At 74.6% G+C, this 21040-nt stretch carries 20 protein-coding genes; 10 read left to right on the top strand and 10 right to left on the bottom strand.

Going from position 1 to position 21040, the window contains the following annotated elements; all coding sequences use genetic code 11:
* The first annotated feature begins 276 nt into the window (after positions 1-276).
* Positions 277-1548, top strand: coding sequence for an aspartate--tRNA(Asn) ligase (aspS, locus tag HD595_RS01180; RefSeq protein ID WP_253765086.1), 1272 nt, complete (start codon positions 277-279; stop codon positions 1546-1548).
* 83 nt (positions 1549-1631) lie between these two features.
* On the opposite strand, the gene HD595_RS01175 is transcribed toward aspS, so the two are convergent.
* The 4 genes from HD595_RS01175 to HD595_RS01160 all read right to left on the bottom strand — a co-directional run bounded on the left by HD595_RS01175 (position 1632) and on the right by HD595_RS01160 (position 5167).
* Complete coding sequence (locus HD595_RS01175) at positions 1632-3203, bottom strand: MFS transporter (protein WP_253765085.1); 1572 nt, start codon at positions 3201-3203, stop codon at positions 1632-1634.
* A gap of 4 nt (positions 3204-3207) precedes the next feature.
* Positions 3208-3858, bottom strand: coding sequence for an LppX_LprAFG lipoprotein (locus HD595_RS01170; RefSeq protein WP_253765084.1), 651 nt, complete (start codon positions 3856-3858; stop codon positions 3208-3210).
* 88 nt (positions 3859-3946) lie between these two features.
* On the bottom strand, positions 3947-4405 hold the full coding sequence (locus tag HD595_RS01165) for a MarR family winged helix-turn-helix transcriptional regulator (RefSeq protein WP_253765083.1): 459 nt from the start codon (positions 4403-4405) through the stop codon (positions 3947-3949).
* 93 nt (positions 4406-4498) lie between these two features.
* Positions 4499-5167 carry a 4'-phosphopantetheinyl transferase family protein gene (locus tag HD595_RS01160; protein WP_253765082.1) on the bottom strand — a complete coding sequence of 223 codons (669 nt, stop codon included), beginning with the start codon at positions 5165-5167 and terminating at the stop codon, positions 4499-4501.
* A gap of 97 nt (positions 5168-5264) precedes the next feature.
* Between HD595_RS01160 and HD595_RS01155 the strand changes: the two genes are divergently transcribed.
* Positions 5265-6662, top strand: coding sequence for an FAD-binding oxidoreductase (locus tag HD595_RS01155; RefSeq protein WP_253765081.1), 1398 nt, complete (start codon positions 5265-5267; stop codon positions 6660-6662).
* Positions 6663-6674: 12 nt separating this feature from the next.
* Here the strand turns inward: HD595_RS01155 and HD595_RS01150 are convergent, their stop codons facing one another.
* The gene (locus HD595_RS01150; RefSeq protein ID WP_253765080.1) at positions 6675-7412 is read right to left on the bottom strand and encodes a metallophosphoesterase; all 738 of its coding nucleotides are present in this window, start codon (positions 7410-7412) and stop codon (positions 6675-6677) included.
* Between the two features lie 69 nt (positions 7413-7481).
* On the opposite strand from HD595_RS01150, the gene pdxR reads away from it, so the two are divergent.
* The gene (gene pdxR, locus HD595_RS01145) at positions 7482-8879 is read left to right on the top strand and encodes a MocR-like pyridoxine biosynthesis transcription factor PdxR (RefSeq protein WP_253765079.1); all 1398 of its coding nucleotides are present in this window, start codon (positions 7482-7484) and stop codon (positions 8877-8879) included.
* A 52-nt stretch (positions 8880-8931) separates the two neighbouring features.
* Here pdxR and HD595_RS01140 read toward each other — a convergent pair whose 3' ends face one another.
* Complete coding sequence (locus tag HD595_RS01140; RefSeq protein WP_253765078.1) at positions 8932-10479, bottom strand: alpha/beta fold hydrolase; 1548 nt, start codon at positions 10477-10479, stop codon at positions 8932-8934.
* Positions 10480-10636: 157 nt separating this feature from the next.
* On the bottom strand, positions 10637-12031 hold the full coding sequence (locus tag HD595_RS01135; RefSeq protein WP_253765077.1) for an aminopeptidase P family protein: 1395 nt from the start codon (positions 12029-12031) through the stop codon (positions 10637-10639).
* A 175-nt stretch (positions 12032-12206) separates the two neighbouring features.
* Here HD595_RS01135 and HD595_RS01130 point away from each other — a divergent pair, with 175 nt between their 5' ends.
* The 5 genes from HD595_RS01130 to HD595_RS01110 all read left to right on the top strand — a co-directional run bounded on the left by HD595_RS01130 (position 12207) and on the right by HD595_RS01110 (position 16794).
* Positions 12207-12635 carry a CBS domain-containing protein gene (locus tag HD595_RS01130; RefSeq protein WP_253765076.1) on the top strand — a complete coding sequence of 143 codons (429 nt, stop codon included), beginning with the start codon at positions 12207-12209 and terminating at the stop codon, positions 12633-12635.
* Positions 12636-12675: 40 nt separating this feature from the next.
* A complete protein-coding gene (locus HD595_RS01125) occupies positions 12676-13248 on the top strand; it encodes a hypothetical protein (protein WP_420540679.1) in 573 nt (190 codons plus the stop codon).
* 88 nt (positions 13249-13336) lie between these two features.
* Positions 13337-14221, top strand: coding sequence for an endo alpha-1,4 polygalactosaminidase (locus tag HD595_RS01120; RefSeq protein WP_253765075.1), 885 nt, complete (start codon positions 13337-13339; stop codon positions 14219-14221).
* A 75-nt stretch (positions 14222-14296) separates the two neighbouring features.
* Complete coding sequence (locus HD595_RS01115; protein WP_253765074.1) at positions 14297-15106, top strand: cyclase family protein; 810 nt, start codon at positions 14297-14299, stop codon at positions 15104-15106.
* Positions 15103-16794, top strand: a complete 1692-nt coding sequence (locus tag HD595_RS01110) for a thiamine pyrophosphate-binding protein (RefSeq protein ID WP_253765073.1) — start codon at positions 15103-15105, stop codon at positions 16792-16794. The genes HD595_RS01115 and HD595_RS01110 overlap by 4 nt, the downstream gene beginning before the upstream one ends.
* Before the next feature lie 17 nt (positions 16795-16811).
* Here the strand turns inward: HD595_RS01110 and HD595_RS01105 are convergent, their stop codons facing one another.
* The 3 genes from HD595_RS01105 to dhaK form a co-directional block, all read right to left on the bottom strand.
* On the bottom strand, positions 16812-17189 hold the full coding sequence (locus HD595_RS01105; RefSeq protein ID WP_253765072.1) for a PTS-dependent dihydroxyacetone kinase phosphotransferase subunit DhaM: 378 nt from the start codon (positions 17187-17189) through the stop codon (positions 16812-16814).
* Positions 17190-17358: 169 nt separating this feature from the next.
* Positions 17359-18057, bottom strand: a complete 699-nt coding sequence (dhaL, locus tag HD595_RS01100) for a dihydroxyacetone kinase subunit DhaL (RefSeq protein WP_253765071.1) — start codon at positions 18055-18057, stop codon at positions 17359-17361.
* Complete coding sequence (gene dhaK / locus HD595_RS01095; RefSeq protein WP_253765070.1) at positions 18057-19037, bottom strand: dihydroxyacetone kinase subunit DhaK; 981 nt, start codon at positions 19035-19037, stop codon at positions 18057-18059. The genes dhaL and dhaK overlap by 1 nt, the downstream gene beginning before the upstream one ends.
* 55 nt (positions 19038-19092) lie before the next feature.
* On the opposite strand from dhaK, the gene HD595_RS46550 reads away from it, so the two are divergent.
* Positions 19093-20301 carry a cytochrome P450 gene (locus HD595_RS46550; RefSeq protein ID WP_253765069.1) on the top strand — a complete coding sequence of 403 codons (1209 nt, stop codon included), beginning with the start codon at positions 19093-19095 and terminating at the stop codon, positions 20299-20301.
* The gene (locus tag HD595_RS01085) at positions 20294-21040 is read left to right on the top strand and encodes a lysophospholipid acyltransferase family protein (protein ID WP_253765068.1); all 747 of its coding nucleotides are present in this window, start codon (positions 20294-20296) and stop codon (positions 21038-21040) included. The genes HD595_RS46550 and HD595_RS01085 overlap by 8 nt, the downstream gene beginning before the upstream one ends.

The following is a 21040-nucleotide window of genomic DNA, read 5'->3' as shown; positions in this document are numbered from 1 at the left end:
GGGCCGGCCGCTAACATCCACGGCTAACACGTGGACGGAGACGAGTAGCCGGGAGACCGCGCGGGCCGAGAGAGCCGCCGGCAGCTGTGAAGGCGGTCCCACGCCTCCCGGTGAAGACACTCCCGAGTGCGGGGAGGAAATGCCCCGCCGGCCTGACCCCCGTCACAGGGTCGCCGAGGCCGTCCCCTCGCCGGGGCGGCGAAAGTGCGGTGGCACCGGGAGCTCCCTTCTCCCCCGCACTCCCAAGGGATCACGCACATCCTCCAAGGAGTTGTGATGATCTCTCGTGTCCTGTCGGCGGAGCTCAAGGAGCACGCCGGCCAGCGAGTGACGATCGCCGGATGGGTCCATCGCCGCCGGCGGCTGAAGTCCGTGTCCTTCCTCCTCGTCCGCGACCGGCGCGGCGTGTCCCAGGTCGTCGTCCCGCGTGGGACGGCGCTCCCGGCCGAGGAGAGCGTCGTCCGGGTGACCGGGGTCGTCCGGTCCGGCACGCAGGCGCCCGGCGGAGCCGAGCTCACCGGCCCCAGCATCGAGGTGCTGGCGGAGCCCACCCAGGCGCCGCCGTTCGGCCTCTACCGGCCCGTCGTCCCGGCCGAGCTGCCGGTGGTCCTCGACCACGCGCCCGTCGCGCTGCGGCACCCGCTGCTGCGGGCGCCGCTGGAGATCTCCGCGGCGAGCGTGGCCGGGTTCCGGGCGGCGCTCGACGGGCTCGGGTTCACCGAGATCCACACGCCGAAGCTCGTCGCCTCGGCCACCGAGTCCGGGGCGAACGTCTTCGCCGTCGACTACTTCGGCCGTCCCGCCTACCTCGCCCAGTCGCCGCAGTTCTTCAAGCAGGCGATGGTGGGCTTGTTCGAGCGGGTCTACGAGGTCGGGCCGGTGTTCCGGGCCGAGCCGCACGACACCGTGCGCCACCTGGCCCAGTACACGAGCCTGGACGCCGAGCTGGGGTTCGTCGGCGACCACCGCGACGTGATGGCCGTCCTGCGCGAGGCCCTGGCGGGCATGCTGGAGGCGGTACGGCTGCGCGCCGCCCGCGCTGTCGAGGCCCTGGACGTCGCCCTGCCCGAGGTGCCGGCCGAGATCCCGGCCGTCCACTTCACCGAGGCCAAGCGCCTCAGCGGCGGGGACGGCGAGCCGGACCTGTCGCCCGCGCAGGAGCGGTGGCTGTCGGAGTGGGCGCTGCGCGAGCACGGCTCGGAGTTCCTGTTCGTCACCGGCTATCCGATGGCCAAGCGGCCCTTCTACACGCATCCCGACCCGGCGCGGCCCGGCCACTCCAACGGGTTCGACCTGCTCTTCCGGGGGCTGGAGCTGGTGACGGGCGGGCAGCGGCTGCACCGCCACCAGGACTACCTGGACGCGCTGGCCGCCCGGGGCGAGCCGGTGGAGCCGTACGAGGGGTATCTGAAGGCGTTCGAGCACGGGATGCCGCCGCACGGCGGGTTCGCGATCGGGCTCGAACGCTGGACGGCCCGCCTGACGGGCGCGCCCAACATCAGGCAGGCGGCGCTGTTCCCGCGCGACCTGCACCGCCTCTCACCCTGACGCGCGGCCGGCTCAGCCACCGCCTCTCACCCTGACGCGTCGTCCGCCCGGCCGCCGCGTCCCCGCCCCGGCGCGCCGCCCGCTCAGGCGCCGCGCCGGGGCATGAAGAGGGCGGCCGCGGCGCCGAGCAGGCACAGCACCGCCGTCACCAGGAACATCTCGGTGTACTCCAGGTGCAGCGCGGCGTCGACCCGGGCCAGGTAGTCCGCCATCCTGCGGGCGTACACCGCCGGGTCGACGCCGAACGGCAGCGGCGTGTCCAGGTGCGCGGTCAGCGACTGGAACCGGTAGAACCCCCAGGCCGACACGCCCGCGATGCCGATCAGCATGCCCATCATCCTGGCCACCACCACGGCGGCGGAGGCCACGCCGTGCTGGGCGGCCGGTGTCACGCGCAGCACGGCGGCCGACACCGGGGCGATGACCAGGCCGAGGCCGAGTCCGGCGATCACCAGGTCGACGTCCATCTGCGTGCGGGCGGCGGCCAGGTCGAGGGGCCAGCGGCTCATCAGCGCGTAGCCGGCCGCGGCCACCAGCAGGCCGGCCACCGCGACGCTCCGGTCGCCCAGCCGGCGCGCCAGCAGCCCGCCCGCGAGGGCGCCCACGGGCAGCGCGATCAGGAACCGGCCCAGCACCTGCCAGGCCGCGTCCAGCGCCTCCATCTCCAGCAGCGTCTGCGCGGTGAACTGGACGAACACCATGGTGACGAGCAGCGCCGCGCCGGTCAGGAAGCTGACGCCCAGGGTGGCCAGCAGCGGGCCCTTGCGGGTGCCGGACAGGTCGAGCAGGCGTACGGGGGAGCGGATCTCCCACCGGACGAACACCGCGCCCACCAGCAGACCGGCCCCGATCAGCGGCAGCCCCCAGGGCGGGAGCACGGCCTTGGCCGGGTCCGGGTTGTACAGGCCGGCCACCAGCAGGGCCAGGGCGAGCGCCAGCAGCGCCCCGCCCTTCCCGTCGATCCGCTCCACGGCCGGAGCGGCCGCCGCAACGGCCCCGGTCTCCGGATCGCCCGCGACCTCCTTCGGGCGGGGTGAGGGGACGGTGACCTGGACGGCGACGGCGGCCAGGACGGCGAGCGGGACGTTGATCCAGAAGATGGCGTGCCAGCCGCCCAGCTCCACCCCCAGGAACGACGTCCTGGAGATCTTCGCCAGCGCCCCGCCGTACAGGGGGCCGAGGGCGCTGCCGAGCTCCTGCGCCGCGCCCACGGCGCCCAGCGCGGTGGCCCGCTCCCGCTCCTCCCACAGGTCGCCGATGAGCGCCATCGTGATCGGCAGCAGCGCACCGCCCGCCACGCCCTGGATCGTCCGGCCGGCGACCACCATGACCTCGCCGGCCGCCAGCGCCGTCAGCACCGAGCCGACGGCGAAGGCCGCCAGGCAGAGGTGGATGAGGGGCTTGCGGCCGTAACGGTCGGAGAGCCGGCCGAGCAGCGGCATCGCCGCCACGTACCCCAGCAGGAACCCGGTGACCACCGGTGTGACCCGCTCCAGGCGGTTGACCGGGATGCCGATGTCCTCGGCGATGTCGATGAGCACGGTCACGACCACGTAGGCGTCGAGCGCGGCGAGCAGCACCACCGCGCCGCCGACCCCCAGGGCGACCCCGCGGGCCGCCCGCACCGGCCGCTCCCCGCTGTGGAGGAGGCCCATCAGCTCATCCCGCCGAGGGCGGCGGCGTGATCGTGACCGGCGCGTCGTAGTCGCTGAACGCGACCGTCACCGTGCCGTCCTGCAGCGGCAGCACCACCTTGGTGAGCCGGCTGGTGGCCTTGTCCACCCAGACGGTGCCGTTGACGCCCTGGGTGACGCCGGGCACCAGCGTGCCGAGCACCGGGCCGGAGAACGTCGTCGCGACCCGGTAGGCGCCGTTCTCCTCCGCCTCCACGCGCGGGTCGCCGGCGGTGGCGAGCAACTGGGGGACGCCCTTGTCGGGGCTCAGGATGAGCGAGGGGTCGTAGAGCTGCGCCAGCTCCTTGCGGGTCAGCTTCTGGAACCCGCCGGTCGGCCCCTTGAAGTGGACGGTGTCGCCGACGAGCGCGAAGGTGATCTCCTGGAGGCTGCCGAGCACCTCCAGCGTGATCGTCCCGTCGGCGTCGCCGGCGGCGGTGAGGCGGCCGTCGGCCTGCTTCAGCGGGACCTTCGGCTTGCCCTCGGTGCTGATGGTGAACGAGGCCGACTTGACCGTCTTCATGGCCTGCGACGCCTTCTTCATCAGGTCGGGGCCGGCGGGAAGCTCCGCGCCGCCACCCGACGAACAGGCCGACACGAGCGCGACAAGAACGACGAGCAGCAGCTTTCTCAGCATGAGCGGATCGTAGCGAGCGGCCGGATCCGCGCGCGCGGCTCGCCGGTATCGGTTGGGTGTCGGCGCCCGAGCGGGCCCCGGCGCGGCGTCAGCGCAGTTTCTTCAGGTGCTCGACGATCGGCCGGTACGCCTGCTCCAGGGCGTCGAGCTGGTCGTCGGTGAGCCGGTCGATGAAGTGCTCGCGCACGCTGGCCACGTGGTGGGGCGCCACGCGCTGGATCGTCTCCCAGCCCTCCTCGGTCAGCACCGCGAACGTGCCGCGCCGGTCGTCGCGGCACTCCTCGCGCGACACCAGGCCCTTGGCCTCCATGCGGGAGATCTGGTGGGACAGGCGGCTGCGCGACTGGATCGTGGCGTCGGCCAGGTCGCTCATGCGCATGCGCCGGCCCGGGCTCTCCGAGAGGTTGACCAGGATCTCGTAGTCGTTCACGGACAGTGAGTGCTCCTGCAGCTCACGGTCGAGCCGGTGCATGAGCAGCTTGTGCACGGCAAGCTGGGTGCGCCAGGCACGCTGTTCGGCGGGGGAAAGCCAGCGGGGCGCGCTCATGATCTCCAATCTAGCGCACGCTGAGTGATGCCACTTCGATGATCAACAGGCCGGCCGGAGGTCCGGAGCCTTCTTGCAGAACATCTGTCCAGCTTACGAGGGAAGCGGCAGCCGGCGACAGGGCATGTCTGTGACGACGGCCACCACGACGTCCTCCTCGGCCGTCCACTCCAGCACGTGGCGCCCCGTCCAGTCGATCTCGGCGGCGCGCAGCCGGTCCAGCGCCAGCTCGCCCCGCTTGATCAGCGCCTCCTTGCGCGCCCACAGGCGGATCAGCGCGTCGTTGCCGGTGACGCGCCGGAGCTCGGCGGGGGTCAGCGCGATCTCCGCCAGCGCCGCGTCGAACGGGCCCGCCGGCACGCGCTCCGCGTCCACGCCCACCCGGCCGTCGCCCGCCGCCGCGCAGACGTAGCCGCGCGTGTGGCTGAGGCTGACGCCGAGGGAGGGCGCCTGCTCGATCGACGGCCGGCCGTGGCCGGGGCCGTGGACGTCGCAGTGCTGCGCCAGCGTCAGCTCCTCCGGGCGGGCGCCGAGAGCGGCGGCCGCGCACTGCCGTACGAGGAGGTGGGCGGCGACGAACGCGGCGCGGTCGGCGGCGAAGGCGAACCGCGCGGCCCGCTCCCTCTCGACGGGAGTGAGCCAGTCCTCGGGGGCGCGCACCTGGTCGGGGCGTCCCCCCATTGCCACGGGGCCGATCGTCACCTTCGCGATCTTACGGCCCCGGCGGCGGGCCGCGGCCGGGAACGGCGGACCGGAGCGCATGACCAGGATTTCACCGGTGGGCGACGCCCGGCTGAGCCCCCGAAAACTAGGATGGGGTGATGTCCGCCCAGCTCCGGGGAACGGCCGGGGGTGCGCCATGGTTCGGCTGATCAGGCGTGAGCTGGAGGCGCTGCGCGAGCGCTGCGCCGGGCGCGTGATCACGGAGCAGGACGCCCTCTACGACTCCGCCCGCGCCGTCTGGAACGGCGCCGTCGACCACCGGCCCGCCGCGATCGTCCGCTGCGCCGGCCCCGGCGACGTGTCGGCGGCCGTCAGGTTCGCCCGCGAGGAGGAACTGGAGATCTCGGTACGCGGCGGCGGCCACAACTTCGGCGGCTCAGCCGTGACCTCCGGCGGCCTCATGCTCGACCTGAGCGCGCTGCGCCGCGTCCGCGTGGACCCGGGCACCCGCCGCGCCGTCTGCGAGGGCGGCGCCACCTGGGCCGACCTCGACGCCGCCACGCAGGCGTACGGCCTGGCGACACCAGGCGGCACGGTCAGCCACACGGGCGTCGGCGGGCTGACGCTGGGCGGCGGGTTCGGCTGGCTGACCCGGACGCACGGGCTCACCGCCGACAACCTGCTGTCGGCCGACGTGGTGCTGGCGGGAGGCGAGTACGTCCACGCCTCGCCCCGCGACCACCCCGACCTGTTCTGGGCCCTGCGCGGCGGGGGCGGCAACTTCGGCGTCGTCACGGGCTTCACCTTCCGCCTGCACCCGGTGGGGCCCGAGGTCCACCTCGCGCTGCTGTTCTGGGAGATCGAGCGCGGGACGGAGGCGCTGGCGGCGGCCGAGGAGACGATCGCCGGGCTGCCCCGGCGCGCCGGGGTGCTGACGGCGTGCGGCCTGAGCGCGCCCCCGCTGCCGCTCGTGCCGCCGCGGCACCGGGGCCGGCTCGGCCACGCCCTGCTGATCGCCGGCTTCGGCTCGGCGGAGGAGCACGCGGCCACGGCCGCGCGGGCGGCGCGGGCGCTGCGGCCGCTGTTCGCGTTCGCCGAGGCCATGCCGTACACGCGGCTGCAGAGGCTCCTGGACGACGCCGCCCCCTGGGGCGTCCACGCCTACGAGCGGGCGCTGGACGTGACCGTGATCGGCCCCGGGGCGGCGGCCACGCTGAACGAACAGGCGGCGCGCAAGACCTCGCCGATGTCGTTCGTGCCGGCGTTCCGGCTCGACGGGGCGTTCTCGGACATGGACGACGCCGCCACCGCCTACGGCGGGTCGCGGGCGCCGCACCACACGCTGTCGTTCATGGCGCTGACGCCGACGCCCGAGGCGCTGCCGGCCGGGCGGGCGTGGTCGCGGGCCGCCTGGCAGGCGATGCTCCCGCACGCCACGGGCCCCGGCTCGTACGTGAACTTCCAGGTGGAGGCGGACGCGGACCGGGTGCGCCGCGCGTACGGGGCGGCGAAGTACGCCCGGCTGGCGGCGGTGAAGGCGGTCTACGACCCCGGCAACGTCTTCCACCTCAACGCCAACATCCGCCCGCCCTGATCCTCGGCCGGGTCAGAGCACCGTGCGGTACGTCGTCTGGAAGACGCCGTCGTCGCCGAGGATGTGGACGGCCAGGGACGGCGGGACGTCGAGGTCCACCACGTCCGCCTCCCATGGCAGCCGCAGGCTGTTGACCACGCCCGGCGCCGAGCGCAGCGGACGGCCGCCCAGGCTGGAGGCGACCGCCGCGTGGCAGTGGCCGAACAGCACCGCCGCGACGTTGGGGTGCCGCTCCACCAGGGCGGCGAGGCGTTCCGGGGCCCGCTGGCCGATGGCGTCCAGGTAGGGGTGGTGCAGGACGATCGGCTGGTGGTGGAAGGCGACGAACACCGGCACGTCGCCGGGCGTCTCGTCCAGGGCGGCGGCGAGCCAGTCGAGGGTCTCGTCGGCCAGGTGGCCGCCGTCCTCGCCGGGGATGGTCGAGTCGCACAGCGCGAACACGGCCCTCGGGGTGCGGTGGAGCTGGTTGACCGGGCCGCCGCCCGGCGCCTCGCCCAGGAGCACGCGCCGGAACTCCGCCCGGTCGTCGTGGTTGCCCGGGCAGAAGAACGTGGGGTGGCGCAGGTCGAGCAGCTTGCGCGCCTCCTCGTACTCGTCGGCGCGGCCGTGGTCGGCGACGTCGCCGGTGACCAGGACCGCGTCGAAGTCGTACGGCAGCTCGTCGAGGAACTCCGCGACCCTGCGCGTGCGCTGGATGCTGCGGGGCTCCCCGTCGATGTGCGTGTCGCTGAGATGGGCCACCACGATCATGGCTGTCGTCCTTCCGTCGTCTGGACCGGACCCTACCGACACACTGGACCAGCATTAAGATCCGGTCACATGCCGGAACATTGGGCCAGTTGGGACCTCCACGTCGAGCTGGGCGGGGAGGGCGGGCGGCGGCGCCGCCTGGAGGACGCCCTGCGCGACGCCGTCAGGACGGGCCGGCTGGCGCCCGGCACGCGCCTGCCCTCGACCCGGGGGCTGGCCCACCAGCTCGGCCTGGCCCGGGGCACCGTCAGCGCCGCCTACGACCAGCTCGCCGAGGAGGGCTACCTGACGATCCGCGCCGGATCGGGCACCACCGTCGCCGACGTCCCCCAGCCGGTCCCGGCGTCCGCGACCCGGCCCGGAGCGCCGGCCGCGCCCCGGCACGACCTGCGTCCCGGTCTGCCCGACGTCAGCGCCTTCCCCGCCCGCGCCTGGCTCGCCGCGACCCGCCGCGTCCTCGCCGCCGCCCGGCCGGACGTCTTCGGCGCCGGTGACCCGCAGGGCCACCCGGAGCTGCGCACCGCGCTGGCCGGCTATCTCGGCCGCACCCGGGGAGTGGTCGCCGGCCCGGACCGGATCGTGGTCGTCTCCGGCTACTACCAGGGGCTGAGCCTGCTCAGCGGCGTGCTCGCCGCTTCCGGAACCCGTACGGCCGCCGCCGAGGACCCGGGCCACAACCTCTTCCGCGACGTCGTGCGCCGCGCCGGGATCACCGTCCGGCCCCTGCCCGTGGACCACCACGGCGCCCGGATCGACGCGCTCACCTCGGGCACGGGGGCGGCGTTCCTCACCCCCACCCACCAGTACCCGACCGGGGTGCCGCTGCACGCCCGCCGGCGCCAGGCGCTGACCGCCTGGGCCAGGGCCACCGGCGCGCTGGTCGTCGAGGACGACTACGACGGCGAATACCGCTACGACCGCCAGCCCGTCGGCGCCCTGCAGGGCACGGCCCCGGACCACGTCGTCTACTGCGGCACCGCCTCCAAGACCCTCGGCCCCGCGCTCCGCCTGGCCTGGCTGGTCCTGCCGCCCCACCTGGTGGCGCCGGTGGTGCGGGCCAAGCAGGAGGCCGACCTGTACACCGAGACCCTGGGCCAGCTCGTCCTGGCCGACCTGATCGCCGGCCACGCCTACGACCGGCACATCCGGGCCGCCCGGCTGCGCTACCGCAGACGCCGCCACCTGCTGCTCGACCGCGTCGCGGCGCTGCCGGGCCTCACCGCGCACGGGGTCCCCGCCGGGCTGCACACCCTCGTCACGCTCGCCGCGGGCGGCTCGACCGAGGAGCGGCTGCTGGCGGCCTGCGCCCGGCGCGGCGTCGCCGTGCGCGGCCTCACCGAGCTCCACCACGACCCCGTGGGCCGCCCCGAGGGCGTCCTGGTCGGCTTCGCGGCACCGGCCGAACGCGCCTACCCGGCGGCTCTCGACGCACTGACCGCGGCCTTCACCCAGGCCCGCCTGCTGTGACGCGCGGGAGAGGTGACGTCCCGCCGAAGGGGACGTCACCTCGTGGGACGCGTTACCGCGCCAGGTCGGAGGTGTAGCCGGGAAGCCCGGGCAGGGGACCGATCGGCCGGCGATCGGCGAGCGACGTCACTTCGGCCGGCGGCACCGCCGGGCAGCGCGCGCCCTTCGCCGGGACCGTCCGCGCGATCAGGTAGGCGTCGAAGGCCTGTGTCGGGCAGTCGCCGCGGCCGTAGATCCGGTGCCCCCAGCCCTCGTACGTCAGCAGCCGGGCCTCGCGGCCGATCTGCAGCGCGGCGTCGACCGCCCACGGGTAGGGGGTGGCGGGGTCGTGCAGGGCGTTGCCGAGCAGCAGGGTGGGGCTGCCGTCGACGCGGAGCCGGTGCTGCGGGTCGGGGATCGGCGCGGGCTGCCCGAGGCAGGCCGCCGTCAGCGGATGCGCCGCCGCGCTCACCAGCATGTCGGGCGCGATGGCCGCCGAGCGGCGCAGGTGCCGGGCGTACTCGCGGTAGTCGCGGACGGGCAGCAGGTAGTCCTGGCAGAAGACCTGGCTCGCGTCGTTGACGGTCTCCGGCGGGTCGTCGGCCGGCGGCGCCATGATCGGCCGCGCCGTGCCCGTCCCGCCGTCGAGCGCCGCGAGGAACTCGGCCAGCTCCTTGTACGCGGGACCGTAGAACGCGCCGAACGCCTGCGAGATCAGGTCGAGCCTGGTCAGCTTGACGTCGGGCAGCCCCGGCAGGGGCAGCTCGCCCCGGGCGGCCCGCTCCAGCAGGCCGCGCCAGACGGCGCGCACGTCCTTGCCGTGCAGCGCGCACGACGCGGTGCGCTCGCACCACGAGACGAACTCGTCGAAGGAGTCCTGGGAGCTCCACGCCTCGGTGTCGAGGAAGGCCGTGGTCCCGAGGCTGTGGTCCATGTCGCTGTCGAGGGCCAGGGCGCGCACGCGCCGGGGGTAGCGCTCGGCGTACAGCTGGCCGATCAGGGTGCCGTACGAGACGCCGTAGTAGGTGAGCTTGTCCTCGCCGAGGGCGGCGCGCAGGGCGTCGAGGTCGCGCACCACGCTGCCCGTGTCGACGTGGTCGAACAGCGGCCCGGTGCGGGCGCGGCAGTCGCGCCGGTAGCGCTCGTTGTGGGCCAGCAGGGCGTCGAACTCGGCCTGGCTCTTCAGCTCCAGCGGGTCGGGCGCCTGCGTGGCCAGCTCGTACGAGCACGTGATCGGATGGCTGCGGGCCACGCCGCGCGGGTCGAACCCGACGACGTCGAAGCGTCGGGAGATCTCCGGCGTGAAGGTGAGCCGCTTGTCCACGACGGCGTCCACGCCGGAGCCGCCCGGGCCGCCGGGGTTGATCACCATGGAGCCGATCCGGGCCGAGGGGTCGCTCGCCCTGCGCCGGGCCAGCGCGAGCTGGAACGTCTCACCGGCCGGCCTGCTCCAGTCGACCGGCACGGTGAGCGTGCCGCACTCGGCGGTCGGGTCCTCGGCGCAGGGCGCCCACGCGATGGGGGCCTCCGCCGAGGCCGGGGCGTCCGCCGAGGCCGGGACGGCCGGCAGGGCGGTGGCCACGGCGGACAGGAGGGTGAGGACCAGGAGGGGTCTTCGCACGGCGAGTCCAATCGTCGGGGACCTGATCATCGACCAGATCCCCGACAAGGTCATCAGACTCAGGGAGGAGATTCCTGTCATACCCGCGGCGGTGGGCACGCGGGCCGCGACGCTCTCCCGTGGCGGCTCCGGCAGCCGTCCGGGCGCGGGGACGGGCTCAGCCCAGCAGCGACGCCATCCACGACTCGACGTCGTCCGCCCGGCGCGGCAGCGCGTCCGACATCAGGCGGGCGCCGTCCGCCGTGATCACCAGGTCGTCCTCGATGCGGACACCCAGGCCGCGGAACTCCTCCGGCAGCGTGAGGTCGTCCGGCTGGAGGTACAGGCCCGGCTCGACGGTCAGCACCTGACCCTCCTCCAGCACCCCGTCCAGGTACGTCTCGGCCCGCGCCCGCGCGCAGTCGTGGACGTCCAGGCCCAGCATGTGGCCGCTGCTGCACAGCGTGTAGCGCCGGTACAGCCCCGACTCCATGAGCGCGTCCACCGGGTCCTTCAGCAGCCCCCAGTCGCGCAGCCCCTCCGAGACGACCCGCATGGCCGCCAGGTGGAAGTCGCGGAAGCGGGCGCCCGGCCGCAGCGTCGCGATCGCGGCCTGCTGCGCCTCGTACACCAGGTCGTACACCTGCCGCTGGACCGTGCCGAAGCGGCCCGACAGCGGCAGCGTGCGCGTGACGTCGGCGGTGTACAGCGTGTCGGTCTCGACGCCCGCGTCGAGCAGCAGCATGTCGCCGCCGCGCAGCCGCCCGTCGTTGCGGATCCAGTGGAGCACGCAGGCGTGGGCGCCGGAGGCCACGATGCTCTCGTAGCCCACCGCGTTGCCCTCCAGCCGCGAGCGCAGCCCGAACACGCCCTCCAGGTACCGCTCGCCGCGCGGATGGCCGAGCGCCGCCGGCAGGGCGCGCACCACGTCCTCGAAGCCGCGCGCCGTGGCGTCCACGGCCGCCTGCAGCTCGCCGACCTCCCACTCGTCCTTGACCAGCCGCATCTCCGACAGGAACGACTCCAGCTCCGCGTCACCCCCGCCGGCCGGCACCAGCGAATCGATCCGGGCGTCCACGCCGCGCAGCACCCGGGCCGGCCCCTTGAGGTCGAGGTCGCGGATGTGCGCGCACTCCATCTGGTACAGCAGCGCCGCCTCCGCCAGGTCGGGCCGCCGGCCCACCCAGAACTCGCCGTAGCGCCGGTCGCGGTAGAACTCCTCGCCCTCCTCGCGCGGCGAGCGCGGCCGGAGGTACAGCGTGGCCTCGCCGGACGGCTCCACGACGAGCACGTCGTCCGGCTCGCCCGCGCCCGTCAGGTACGCGTACGCGCTGTGCGGCCGGAACCGGTAGTCGCAGTCGTTGCTGCGCGTCCGCAACGTCCCCGACGGCACGACCAGCCGCTCGCCCGGGAAGCGGGCCGCCAGCGCGGCGCGGCGCTTGGCCGCCCACGGCGCCACCGGCAGCGGCTCGACGTCGGCGCGCCGGGTGTCGGCCCACCCCGTGCGCATGAACGCGGCCAGCGCTTCGGTGACGGGCAGGTCGTGGCTTCCGGTGTTGAGCTGTTCGGTCATGGGTGAGGGTCCTGACGGCTGGTCGGGCGGCCCCTCCCGGCGGAGGGACCTCGGTACGCAGGCAGCCTACGGGAACCCTTGACGGTGTCCCCACCGGGTTGCTTGCCTGGTAGACACCCCGGACGGGCGGTTGGCAGCGGCGCCCGGCGGGTACCTGAGAGCCGAGGTGGTGCACATGCTCGTCAAGACGATCCTGCGCAACAAGGGGAGCCAGGTGACGACCGTGCCGCCCGAGGCGACGGTCCGCGAGCTCCTGGCGGCGCTGGCCGAGCACAACATCGGCGCCGTGGTGGTCTCCTCCGACGGCGCCACGATCACCGGGATCGTGTCCGAACGCGACATCGTGCGTCACCTGCACGACAGGGGCGCCGGCGTCCTCGACCTGCCCGTCTCGTCGATCATGACGTCGGAGGTGCGGACCGTCGGCATGGCCGACAACGTCGAGGAGCTGCGCAAGACCATGACGACCCATCGCTTCCGGCACGTGCCGGTCGTCGACGAGGGGCGGCTGGCGGGCATCGTCAGCATTGGCGACGTGGTCAAGAGCGCGATCGAGGAGCTGGAGACGGAGAAGGCGTCGCTGGTCGACTACCTGCACCGGTGACGGCCCGCCCGGCCGTTGACACGGGTGGGACGCTTGATCGGTGATGTACGGACCTGACCGACCGGAGGACTATCCGCGGGCCTCCCGCAGCCCTGTCGTCATCCTGCTGGTGTCGGGGCTGACCGGTCTGGTGGGGTTCCTCATCGGGTTCGTCGCGGGGCTGGGCGCGACGGAGACGGCCGCCGAGCCTCTGCCGCGCATGACGATGCGGATGGAGCCGCCCTCGGAGTCCGCGGTCCCGCCCGGGGTCCAGTCCGGGGTCCCGCAGGCCACCGGCGCGCCGCCCGGCGGGCAGCCGCCCGCAGCGCCCCCGGCCACCGGCGCGCCCGCCGCGCCGTCACCGTCCGGTGCCGTCGTGACCGCCCTCGCCGAGGGACCCGCGGGCGCGCGGCGCACGCTGCTCGTCGGCGTGGACATCCAGCCGGGCACCTACCGGACGTCCGGCCCCGTCGAGGGCCAGCCCATGTGCTACTGGGCGCGCCTGCGGGGCACTACGGCGCGGGCCGACGACGTCATCGCGGCCGACATGCCCCGCGGCCCGGCCACCGTCGTCATAGCCCCCACGGACAAGGCGTTCCAGACCTACGGCTGCACCGGGTGGACCCGCGGCTGAGGCGGACCGCCCAGCGCCGGGCAAACGCCGTCCATGCCTTCGGGCAAGGCGGTTGCGGTCCCGTCCGGCCGGATACGAGCCTTCCGCCATGCGCAACAGCTCGATCACGGTCACGGTCTCGTTCGCCGTCGCCCTCACCGCCACCGCCCTCACCGGCGGCATCGCTCACGCGATGGCGCCCGCACCCGCCGCGGCCGCCCTCCCTCCACCCGTGGCGTGCGACTCCTGCTACCGGCCCGCCCTGGACACGAGCTGGCAGTGGCAGCTCTCCTCCCTGCCCGCGCGGCCGTTCCTCGACGTGCAGATGTACGACATCGACGGCTTCGACGCCAGGGACGGCGCCGTCGTCAGGGCGCTGAAGGCCGACAGGCCGGGCCGGGGCGTCGTCTGCTACATCAGCGCCGGCTCGCTGGAGGACTGGCGTCCCGACGCCGGGCGGTTCCCCGCGTCCGTGGTCGGCAAGGAACTCGACGGCTGGCCGGGCGAGCGCTGGCTCGACATCCGCCAGTACCGCGGCCGGCTCGGCGAGATCATGAAGGCCCGCCTGGACATGTGCCGGGCGGCCGGGTTCGACGCCGTCGAGCCGGACAACGTCGACGGCTTCTCGAACGACACGGGCTTCCCGATCAGGGCGTCCGACCAGCTCGCCTACAACACCTGGCTGGCCAACGAGGCGCACAGGCGGGGCCTGTCGGTCGCGCTCAAGAACGACGTCGAGCAGATCCCGCGGCTCCTGCCGTACTTCGACTTCGCGCTCAACGAGGAGTGCTGGTCCAACGACGAGTGCACCACCGCGCAGAACGACGGCGAGTACGGGTACGACCAGTTCGTCCAGGCCGGCAAGGCGGTGTTCCAGGTCGAGTACGCGCTGCCGGTCAGCCGCTTCTGTCCTCGTTCGAACGCGCAGAACTTCAACTCCCTGCGCAAGAGGCTGGAGCTCGGCCCCGAGCGCACCCCCTGCCGCGGCGTCTGATCCGCCACGCCGAAGCTGCTCGACCTGGGCGGGGCGGCGTAGGAGGATGCACCCAGGCGACCCGAGGAGGACGACATGCCGGTGCTGCGGAGTCTCATCGAGAGCGTGCGCGACGGGCGGATCGAGGTGATCGACCTGACCGCCCCGCTGTCCGAGGAGACGCCGATCCTCCGGTTGCCCGAGCCGTTCGGCAACACCATCCCGTTCCGGCTGGAGGAGATCAGCCGCTACGACGACCGCGGCCCGGCCTGGTACTGGAACGACATCCACACCGGCGAGCACACCGGCACCCACTTCGACGCGCCGATCCACTGGGTCACCGCCCGCGACGGCGAGGACGTCTCCCAGGTGCCGCCGCGCAGCCTGCTCGCCCCCGCCGTCGTCCTCGACTTCTCCGCCGAGGCGGGCAAGGACCCCGACTTCCTGCTCCAGATCGCGCATGTCAAGGAGTGGGAACGGGCCAACGGCCCGCTGCCCGAGGGCGGCTGGCTGCTCTACCGCACCGGCTGGGACACCCGCTCGGGCGACCAGGCCGCGTTCCTCAACGCCGACGAGAGCGGCCCCCACACGCCGGGCGTCTCGGTGGAGTGCGCGCGCTGGATCGCCGAGCAGACGCCCGTCCTCGGGATCGGCGTCGAGACCGTCGGCACCGACGCGGGCGCCGCCCACTCCTTCGACCCGGCGTTCCCGTGCCACTCCTTCCTGCTGGGCGCCGGCAAGTACGGCCTGACCCAGCTCCGTAACCTCGACCGGCTCCCGGTCACGGGCGCCGTGGTGATCGCGCCGCCGCTGCCCATCGTCGGCGGCTCCGGCAGCCCCGTCCGCGTCCTCGCCCTCGTCGAACACGAGACACCGGCCGGACCCGAGGCCGGGCAGGCCGGATGATCGTCGCCGAGGCGGTCGGGCGGACGCTCGCCTCACTCGGCGCCGAGGTCGTCTTCGGCGTCGTCGGAAGCGGCAACTTCCACGTCACCAACGCCCTCGTGGCGCACGGCGCGCGCTTCGTCGCCACGCGGCACGAGGGCGGCGCGGCGACGGCGGCCGACGCCTACGCCCGCACCAGCGGCAAGATCGGGATCGTGTCGGTCCACCAGGGGCCGGGCCTGACCAACGCGATGACGGGCGTCGCCGAGGCCGCCAAGAGCCGCACCCCGCTGGTCGTGCTCGCGGGCGAGGCCACCGACGCGCGCTCCAACTTCCACATCGACCAGGACGCCCTGGCGCGGGCCGTCGGAGCGGTGCCGCTGCGGATCCCCTCCGGCGCCGACGCGGTCGACCAGACGGTCCTCGCCTTCCGCACCGCCTGGCACGAGCGGCGCACCGTCCTGCTCAACCTGCCGCTCGGCGCGCAGGCCGACGCCGTGCCGTGGCGGGGGCGGCTGGGCGAGTTCCTGGACCAGATCGTCGCCGGCGGGCGGGCCGCGGCGGCGGGGCCGCACCCCGCGCACACCGTGCCCCGGCTCCGCGAGGTCACGGACCTGGCCGGCCTGCTCGCCACGGCGCGGCGGCCCGTGTTCGTCGCGGGGCGGGGCGCCCGGCACGCCCGGCGGGAGCTGGAGGAGCTGGCCGGCCTCACCGGCGCCCTGCTCGCCACGTCCGCGGTCGCGCGCGGGCTGTTCCGGGGCAACCCGTGGGACCTCGACGTGAGCGGCGGCTTCGCCACGCCGGTCGCCGCCGAGCTGATCCGCGGCGCCGACCTCCTCGTCGGCTGGGGCTGCGCCCTCAACATGTGGACCACCCGCCACGGCGCCCTCATCGGGCCGGACACGACGCTCGTCCAGGTCGACCTCGACGACGCCGCGATCGGCCTGCACCGCACCGTACGGCTGGGCGTCATCGGCGACACGGCCGCCACGGCCCGCGCGGTGATCGCCGCCGTCACCGCCGAGGGGGCCCGGGAGCCCGACGGCGAGCGGGGCTACCGGTCGCCCGAGATCGCCGCGCGCCTCGCGGCCGAGGGTCGCTGGCGCGCCGTGCCGTACACCGACGGGAGCGGCGGCGGCCGCATCGACCCGCGCACGCTCACCATCGCCCTGGACGACCTGCTGCCCGCCGAGCGCACCGTGGCCGTCGACTCGGGCAACTTCATGGGCTACCCGTCGATGTTCCTGGACGTGCCCGACGAGCGGGGCTTCTGCTTCACCCAGGCGTTCCAGTCGGTCGGGCTGGGGCTGGCCACCGCCGTCGGCGCGGCCGTCGCGCGGCCCGACCGGCTCACGGTCGCCGCCCTGGGCGACGGCGGGGCGTTCATGGGCGCGTCGGAGCTGGAGACCGTCGTGCGGCTCGGGCTGCCGATGGTGGTCGTGGTGTACGACGACGAGGCGTACGGGGCGGAGGTCCACCACTTCGGGCCGCACGGGCACCCGCTCGGGCTGGTGACGTTCCCGCCGGCGGACCTGGCGGCGATCGGACGGGGGTACGGGTTCGACGCGGTCACGGTGACGGGGCCCGGTGACCTTCCGGGCGTGGGGGAGTGGCTGGAGGGGGCTCGTGAACGGCCCCTGCTGGTGCACGCCCGGGTGACGCGGGACCGGGCGTCGTGGTGGCTGGAGGAGGCGTTCAGGGGCCACTGAGGCGGTCGTGGGACCGCTCAGGTCAGCTTCCTGAAGCCGCGCGCCTCCTCGGCCGCCTCCAGGACCGCCTCCAGCGGGAGGTCCGCGCTCGCGGCCACCGCCGCGGCGATCGCGCCCTCCACGAACGGCACGTCGGCCAGCACGACCCGGCCCGGCTCCTCCACCAGGCGGGCCGTCAGCACCGAGCTGCCCAGGTCGGCGATCAGCACCAGGCCGTCGCCCCGGTCGGCGGCCCGCATCGCCCGCTCCACGAGGTCCACGCTCGTGCCCAGGCCACCGTCCTCGGTGCCCCCGGCCGCCGTCACGGGGACCTCCTCCCCGGCGATGCCCCGGGCCAGCGCGGCCGTCTCCTCCGCCAGCCCGGCGCTGTGCGCCACCAGCACCACCCCGACCATCAGACTGCCCCCCGGCCCGCGGTCGGCCCCGCCACCCGTCCTGCGGTCGGACCGGCCACCCGTCCTGCGGTCGGACCGGCCACCCGTCCTGCGGTCGGACCGGCCACCCGTCCTGCGGTCCGGTCCCGCATCCGGCCCGTGGTTCCGGCCGTCGGTCTCATCGCGGTCATCAACCCGCCGCCGTCCGTGAGGCCGCGGTGGCGAGGGCGGTCACGATCAGCGCCGACGACGCCGCCCCCGGGTCCTCGTGCCCCACGCTGCGCTCGCCCAGGTAGCTCGCCCGCCCCCGGCGCGCCGTCATCGGCACCGTCGCCCGCGCCCCGTCCGCCGCGGCCCGGGCCGCCCGCGTCAGCGCCTCGCGAACCTCCAGCCCGTCCCGTACGGCATGGGACAGCGCCCGCGACGCGGGGGCCAGCGCGTCGATCATCGTCTTGTCGCCCGCGGCGGCCTTGCCCAGCCGCTCCACCGCGACGACGCCCGCCGAGAACGCCTCGGCGAGCTCCGCCGGCGTCACCGACGGCCGCGGCGCCTCGCCGCCGTCCAGCGTCTTGCCCATCTGCCGGAACGCCGAGCCGTACAAGGGGCCGGAAGCCCCGCCCACGCGGCGGATCAGCGTCGCCCCCGCCGCCATGAGCGCCTGCGCGGGCGAGGCCGGCGGCGTCTCCCGCAGAGTCCGCAGGACCTCGGAGAAGCCGCGGTCGAGGTTCGTGCCGTGGTCGGCGTCGCCGATGGCGGCGTCCAGCTCGGTCAGCCGGTCCCGCTGCCGGGCGATCTCCCCGGCCGCCTCCTCCAGCCAGGCCACGAAGAACGCGGCGTCCAGCCCGCCGCCACCCCCGGCCCCCGTCCCGGCCCCCGTCCCGGCGCCCATCAGCGTCCCCAGCGCAGCGCCGGCGTCTCGACCGGCGCGTCCCACAGCCGCGTCAGCTCGTCGTCCAGCCGGCACACCGTCACCGAGAAGCCCTGCATGTCCAGGCTCGTCACGTAGTTGCCGACCAGCGAGCGCGCCACCCGCGCCCCCTTGCCCCGCGCGCACGCCTCCACCTCGGCGAACACCACGTACAGCTCCAGCAGCGGCGTGCCGCCCATGCCGTTCACCATGACGAGCAGGTCGCCCTCCAGCGGCAGGTCGCCGTGGATCGCGTCCATCGCCACCGCGGCCAGCTCCCCGGCCGGGGCGAACGGCGCCCGGGTGCGGCCCGGCTCGCCGTGGATGCCGATGCCCAGCTCCACCTCGCCCGCCGGCAGGTCGAACGTCGGCCTCCCGGCGGCGGGGGTCGTGCAGGAGGTGAGCGCGATGCCGAACGACCGGCTGCGCCGCCCCGTCTCCTCCGCCACGCGCGCCACCTCGGCCAGCGGCGCGCCCTCCTCGGCCAGCGCGCCCGCGATCTTCTCGACGAACACCGTCGCCCCCGTGCCGCGCCGTCCCGCCGTGTACAGCGAGTCCTGGACGGCCACGTCGTCCTCGACGAGCACGCTCGCCACCGTGACGTCGTCGCACAGCTCGGCGGCCATCTCGAAGTTCAGCACGTCGCCGGTGTAGTTCTTCACGACGTGCAGCACGCCGGCGCCGCCGTCGACCGCCCGGGTGGCCTCCATGACCTGGTCGGGCACGGGTGAGGTGAACACCTCGCCCGGGCACGCCGCGTCCAGCATGCCGTACCCGACGAAGCCGGCGTGCAGCGGCTCGTGGCCCGAGCCGCCGCCGGAGACCAGCCCGACCTTGCCCGGGAGCGGCCCCTCGGCGCGGAGCACGACGCGCTCGCGCACCCGCAGCGCCGGGTGCGCCGCCGCCATGCCGGCCAAGGCGTCGTCGACCAGCGACTCCGCGGCGTTGATGAGCTTCTTCATGGTCACAACATCTGCCCGTTTTCAGCCCGTCGCAAGCGTCGTAGCGTGGTGGGGCGTGGAGCCTCCCAGCCTCGCCTACGATCCGTACGACCCGGACGTGAACGCGGACCCGTTCCCCGTCTACGCGCGCCTGCGCGCCGAGTCGCCGCTGTACCACAACCCGGAGCGCGGCTTCTGGGCGCTGTCCCGCCACGCCGACGTCTCCGCCGCGCTGGCCGACAGCGCCCGCTACTCCAGCGACCACGGCCCCATGCTCGACCGGGGCGCGTGGGGGCCGCAGGCGCGCGCCTACCTGTCGTTCGTGGCCATGGACCCGCCCGACCACACCCGCATGCGGGCGATCGTCGCGCGCGGCTTCACGGCCCGCCGCGTCGCCGCGCTCGAACCCATGATCCGCGACATCGCCCGCAGGCACGTCGCGCAGGCCGTGGAGAAGGGCTCCTTCGACTTCGCGCGGGAGCTGTCGGCCCGGATCCCGCTCGACGTGATCTCCGAGCTGATGGGCGTGCCGCCGTCCGACCGGGCCGGCGTGCGCCGCCGCTCGGCGCCGCTGACCGGCCGCTCCGAGGGCGGGGCGGGCGGGCCGGGGGCGATGACGGAGGAGGCCGTGGGCGACCTGCTCTCCCTGGGCGGGTACTACGCCTCGATCGTGGCCGAGCGCCGGGCCGCGCCGCGCGACGACCTCGTCTCCGTGCTCGTCGCCGACGGCGGGCTGAGCGACGAGGAGATCGTGGCGTTCATGTTCCTGCTCGTGGGCGCCGGCTCCGAGACCACCACCCACCTGCTGAACGCCGCGTGGTACTGGGCCTGGCGCCACCCCGCCCAGCGCGCCGCCGCGTTCGGCGGGGCGGTCGTGCCGTGGATGGAGGAGACGCTGCGCTTCGACACCCCCGCGCACGGCACGGCCCGCCGCCTCACCGAGCCCACCGAGCTGTACGGCACGCTCCTGCCGGCCGGGACGCGGATGTGGCTGCTCATCGGCTCGGCCAACCGCGACGAGCGGGTCTTCCCCGAACCCGGTGTCTACGACCTGACCCGCGACACCTCCAGGGCGATCAGCTTCGGCGCGGGCCGCCACCACTGCCTGGGCGCGCCGCTGGCCCGGCTGGAGGCGCGGGTCACGCTGGAGGAGCTCGTCCGGGCCGTGGATCCGGACTACGACGTGGACCCCGGCGGCATCACGCGCACCGCCCACGCCAACGTCCAGGGGATGGTGCGGCTGCCCACCAGGGTGAAACCTAGGCTACCTTCGGCACATGGCTGAGATCGTGTACCCGCCGGTGATCGCCGCCGCGCGGACCCTCTTTCGCGTGCTCGACTACCGTTTCCACCTTGAGGGCACCGAGCACGTGCCGCGGACCGGCGGAGCGGTGCTGGTGAGCAACCACATCAGCTACCTCGACTTCATCTTCGCGGGGTTCGCCGCGGTGCCGTCCAAGCGGCTGGTGCGCTTCATGGCCAAGCAGGACGTGTTCGAGCACCGGATCTCTGGGCCGCTCATGCGCGGCATGCACCACATCCCGGTCGACCGGGGCGCGGGCGCCGGCTCGTACGCCACGGCGCTGCGCAAGCTGAAGGCGGGCGAGGTGGTGGGCGTCTTCGCCGAGGCGACGATCAGCCGGTCGTTCACGGTGAAGGAGATCAAGAACGGGGCCATCCGCATGGCCCAGGCGACCAACGTGCCGGTCATCCCGGTGGCGCTGTGGGGCAGCCAGCGCCTGTGGACCAAGGGCCGGCCGAAGGAGCTGACGCAGCGGCACGTGCCCATCACGATCATCGTGGGGGAGCCGATGCACCCCAAGCGCGGCGAGGACGTCAACGCGCACACGGCCGACCTGCACGGCCGGCTGACGGCCCTGGTGGACCGGGCGCAGCGCACGTACCCGGAGATCCCGCCGGGCGTGTGGTGGCAGCCGGCGCATCTGGGCGGCACGGCGCCGACCCCCGAGGAGGCCGCCGCCATGGACGCCGCCGAGGCCGAGGCCCGCGCCAAGGAGGAGTAG

The organism is Nonomuraea roseoviolacea subsp. carminata (assembly GCF_024172185.1).
In the GTDB taxonomy this organism is placed as follows: domain Bacteria; phylum Actinomycetota; class Actinomycetes; order Streptosporangiales; family Streptosporangiaceae; genus Nonomuraea; species Nonomuraea roseoviolacea.
Note: the sequence above shows the minus strand (reverse complement) of the source record. Positions and strands in the feature narration are given on the sequence as shown.

Coding starts and splice junctions, on each gene's coding strand:
- aspS (WP_253765086.1), top strand. CDS start 277: ATGATCTCTCGTGTCCTGTCGGCGGAGCTCAAGGAGCACGCCGGCCAG.
- HD595_RS01175 (WP_253765085.1), bottom strand. CDS start 3,203: ATGGGCCTCCTCCACAGCGGGGAGCGGCCGGTGCGGGCGGCCCGCGGG.
- HD595_RS01170 (WP_253765084.1), bottom strand. CDS start 3,858: ATGCTGAGAAAGCTGCTGCTCGTCGTTCTTGTCGCGCTCGTGTCGGCC.
- HD595_RS01165 (WP_253765083.1), bottom strand. CDS start 4,405: ATGAGCGCGCCCCGCTGGCTTTCCCCCGCCGAACAGCGTGCCTGGCGC.
- HD595_RS01160 (WP_253765082.1), bottom strand. CDS start 5,167: ATGCGCTCCGGTCCGCCGTTCCCGGCCGCGGCCCGCCGCCGGGGCCGT.
- HD595_RS01155 (WP_253765081.1), top strand. CDS start 5,265: ATGGTTCGGCTGATCAGGCGTGAGCTGGAGGCGCTGCGCGAGCGCTGC.
- HD595_RS01150 (WP_253765080.1), bottom strand. CDS start 7,412: ATGATCGTGGTGGCCCATCTCAGCGACACGCACATCGACGGGGAGCCC.
- pdxR (WP_253765079.1), top strand. CDS start 7,482: ATGCCGGAACATTGGGCCAGTTGGGACCTCCACGTCGAGCTGGGCGGG.
- HD595_RS01135 (WP_253765077.1), bottom strand. CDS start 12,031: ATGACCGAACAGCTCAACACCGGAAGCCACGACCTGCCCGTCACCGAA.
- HD595_RS01130 (WP_253765076.1), top strand. CDS start 12,207: ATGCTCGTCAAGACGATCCTGCGCAACAAGGGGAGCCAGGTGACGACC.
- HD595_RS01120 (WP_253765075.1), top strand. CDS start 13,337: ATGCGCAACAGCTCGATCACGGTCACGGTCTCGTTCGCCGTCGCCCTC.
- HD595_RS01115 (WP_253765074.1), top strand. CDS start 14,297: ATGCCGGTGCTGCGGAGTCTCATCGAGAGCGTGCGCGACGGGCGGATC.
- HD595_RS01110 (WP_253765073.1), top strand. CDS start 15,103: ATGATCGTCGCCGAGGCGGTCGGGCGGACGCTCGCCTCACTCGGCGCC.
- HD595_RS01105 (WP_253765072.1), bottom strand. CDS start 17,189: ATGGTCGGGGTGGTGCTGGTGGCGCACAGCGCCGGGCTGGCGGAGGAG.
- dhaL (WP_253765071.1), bottom strand. CDS start 18,057: ATGGGCGCCGGGACGGGGGCCGGGACGGGGGCCGGGGGTGGCGGCGGG.
- dhaK (WP_253765070.1), bottom strand. CDS start 19,037: ATGAAGAAGCTCATCAACGCCGCGGAGTCGCTGGTCGACGACGCCTTG.
- HD595_RS01085 (WP_253765068.1), top strand. CDS start 20,294: ATGGCTGAGATCGTGTACCCGCCGGTGATCGCCGCCGCGCGGACCCTC.